Annotated in this window: 2 protein-coding genes; both read right to left on the bottom strand. The window is 69.1% G+C overall.

The window, feature by feature from the left end; all coding sequences use genetic code 11:
* Positions 1–217: 217 nt before the first annotated feature.
* Entirely contained in the window at positions 218–679 is a 462-nt protein-coding gene (gene cas1 / locus ABGB08_RS54280) for a CRISPR-associated endonuclease Cas1 (protein WP_347608353.1), read from the bottom strand.
* A 148-nt stretch (positions 680–827) separates the two neighbouring features.
* A complete protein-coding gene (locus ABGB08_RS54275) occupies positions 828–2,891 on the bottom strand; it encodes a hypothetical protein (RefSeq protein WP_347608350.1) in 2,064 nt (687 codons plus the stop codon).
* Positions 2,892–3,327: the final 436 nt, after the last annotated feature.

Below are 3,327 nucleotides of genomic sequence, written 5' to 3'. Positions count from 1 at the left end.
CGAGCCAGCGGCGGGTCAGCCCGCTCTCCAAGCGTTCACGCTCATCGGCGGCCATCGTACGGAGCTTCACCACACGATTAGATCACCGATCACGAGACAACGGATTTATTTCCGCATGCTCCCTAACGCGGTCGCGGTGTGAGCGGAGGAAGTCTGAGATCTGGTTCTTCGGGGTCGTCGGTGATTTTGTAGGCGATGAGGTGACGCTGGTCCAGGCCTATCGGAAGCGGATGCCCTGGTATCCGGGCTGGGTGCCGTCGATGACGCCGACCACGAGCCGTTCCTGGATCTCGATGGCGCGACGCCAGATGACCGTGTAGCTAAACAGGGGATGCTGGAATATGGAGGTGATCCTTCGTCCGTAGGCGGCGATGAGATTCTTCCGCGCTTCTTCACGAAGGTTCACGGTGCCCAGCGCCTCGCTGACGTCGCGGCGTTTCAGCTCGCCGTTGTTGAATGCGCCGATGACGACGGAGTCCGCGATGACGGCGCGGAACTTTTCCATCAGGTCGAGCGCGAGGGCGTTGTTGCGCTGGCCGCTATGGAGGAATCCGGCATGAGGATCGAGGCCGCAGACGAGTGTGGCACGGATCGTGTCGGACAGCAGGCTGTAGGCGTGGTTGAGGCCGCGTTGACCAGGGGCGACAACGAGGCAGTCATGGCGATCTAGTGCCGCGATCTCCCGCAGATCGGCACGCGGCCATACGCACTGTCAACGCCGAAGGACCCGACGAAGTCGGCGCCGACCAAACGCAGAGTCGGCACGCAGAGTCGGCACGGACGGTTCCCGGCCCTGGGTGGTGGTGGCGTGCTCGTGCCGGTCCGGTTCAGCGTCGGAATCGTCCGGCGTAGCGGTTCCTTTTCCCGAGGTAGAGGAGGGTCCAGGTGCCGTCGTCGTTGCGGCGGAGGCGGTAGCGGTCGGGGTGGGTTGCTTTGTCGCGGTTGTGCCAGGTGCAGGCGGGGGCGAGTTGGTCGAGGTCGGTGGTGCCGCCGTCGGCCCAGCCTTTGACGTGGTCGATTTCGGCCATGTCGGCCGGAATGGGGCAGCCCTCGCAGTAACAGGAGGTATAGCGGGCCAGGACGGCCCGCCGCTGGGCGGGGGTGGCCAGGCGAACCGCGCGGCCCATGTCCAAGACCTGGCCCTGGGCGTTGACGACCATGCGGACCAGTTTCGAGGTGCGGGCGAGTCGGTGGATGTCGGAGATGGGCAGCAGTTGCCCGGTGGCGATCAGCAGTCCGGGTGCCAGCCGGTCCGGCGCGTGCCCACAGGTCCTGCACGCCTCCTCCCCCGGCCCCTCACCCGTGCCCGCACTGGCACCTGCTCCGGCCGAACCCGTGTCTGTGCTGCTGGCACCCGCTCCGGCTGAACCCGTGTCCATGCTGCCTGTACCTGCCCCGGCTGAACCGGTGCTCGTGCTGCCTGTACCTGCCCCGGCTGAACCGGTGTCCGCGCTGCCGGCACCCGCTCCGGCTGAGCCTGTGCCTCCAGGGTGGCGGGGGCCGCTCGCGCGGCAGGTCGAGCGGTCACCGGCCGGAGGTGTCCCGGGCCGAGTATCGCTGGAGCCGGTGGTGTGGGCGTTGGCGGTGTCGGGGTTGGCGGTGTCGGGGTCAGCGGGGTCGGCGCGTCCGGATGCGCTCCGCGATAGCGGCGCCCCCGTGGCGGACGTGGCGGGCATGGCGGACGTGGCGGACGCTGCGGTGGAGGCCGCATGGGTGGAGTCGGCGTCATGGGTGGGGTGGCCGGTGATGTGGTCAGTGATGTGGTCGGTGGTGGGGTGGTCGGTGGGGAGGGATTCGGCGCGGACCAGGACCAGCAGTTCGGTGGTGACCTTCTTGCTCAACAGCGCCGACAGGGCGTCGGCCTGCCGGACCCGGAGCGGGCGGTCCTCATCTTTACCCTTCGGCCTGGCGTAGGCGGCCAGGAACTCGCGCAGCCGGGCGCCGGCCTCACGCGGCAGCCGGAACTCCCCTTCCACGCCGCCGGTGCTGGACGGGCGGACCAGCAGGAAGCGGGTGGCGTAGTCGGTGTCGGCGTCATCGTCCAGGGTGCCCGGGTCCAGCAGCTCCCGCAGGTATCGCCCGGCCTTGCGGATCTCGGCTGGGGAGGCGCGGTCGGCCAAATCCAGCAGGATCGGCTCGGCCAGCCCGGCCTGGGCGTCGGTCAGGTGGGCGGTGACCCGGCTGATCGCCTCAGCCGACCCCTCGGCGAGAGTACCGCGGGCCAGCCGGTCCCGGACGGTGGGCAGGCGGGCCAGCTGGGTGGCCAGCCGGATCAGACGGGAGGCGCCCGCACCGCTCATCCCCGCCGAAGCGCGCAACCACGTCCCGGTCGAGGCGTGCCCACCGCTGCCGGCACTCCTGGCCTCACCCGACGCATGCACCCGCCCCACCCGCGCGGCGATCGCCGAGCTCAGCCGGTCCTGGGCGAACAGCAGGTCCTCCGTCTCGCCCAGGCACAACCCGGCGGCCTCGGGCAGGTCGGCCACCGCAATCCGGGAGGCGAGCTGCCTGAGTTGGGTCACCAGCATCCCGGAACCCCCCGGCTCGCCAGAGTCCTCCGGCCCTGCCGAGCGGGCACCGTCGGCGTCGGTGGAGCGGTCGGCGTCGGCCGAGCGGCCAGGATCGGTGGAGCGGCCAGAGTCGGTGGAGCGGCCAGAGTCGGTGGAGCGGCCGTGGAGGAACTGCTGCCGTATGTTCTGCTGCGGAGTGTTCTGCTGCCCTGCCTCGCCGTAGGCGTCGCTGTGCGCATCGTCGTAGGTGTCGTCGGCGGAACGTCGGGGCGGGACGTAGTCCGGGTCCAGCACCGTGCCCTTCAGGAACGCGGGCAGCTCGCGTCCCCGGACGCCCTTCGCACGGGAGGGATCCCGCACGTCGATCGGAGAACCGAGCATGAAGGCGCCCCCCTTTCGCTTCGGCGGATCCGAACAACCACCCTCACGCTATCCAGCAGCTACGACAAAACCGGGCCTTGATCCGCAGCAAAACCGCAGGTCACGCTGCCGGTGAAAAGATCTACCTACCCGCCGCCATCCGAAGATCCAGCCGCCACGCCCGATCAGGGGCAGCACACCAAACCGCAGACCCTCAACCCGCGAAGAACAGGCCCAGCGGGTGACCTCGCCCGTGATCCGCTGGGCCAGCCGGATCGGCAGCACCGACAAAAGGGATGAGCGCCGCCGCGACCGCGTTCGCCATCGGCGCTAAGAGCTCAGCCTGAAATAACGCCTCAGGCTGGCTCGACCGTGATCTTCGATGTGGTAGCCGGGTGGATGGTGTAGTTCCAGTCCGGGCGGAACGCGTGCCGAGTGATCCTGGTCGTCTCCAAAT

This window comes from Acrocarpospora sp. B8E8 (assembly GCF_039871605.1).
Lineage (GTDB): Bacteria > Actinomycetota > Actinomycetes > Streptosporangiales > Streptosporangiaceae > Acrocarpospora > Acrocarpospora macrocephala.
This window is presented reverse-complemented; position numbering and strand designations above follow the sequence as displayed.

Excerpts from the sequence above, each read along its gene's own strand:
- ABGB08_RS54275 (WP_347608350.1), bottom strand. The coding sequence starts at position 2,891 with ATGCTCGGTTCTCCGATCGACGTGCGGGATCCCTCCCGTGCGAAGGGC.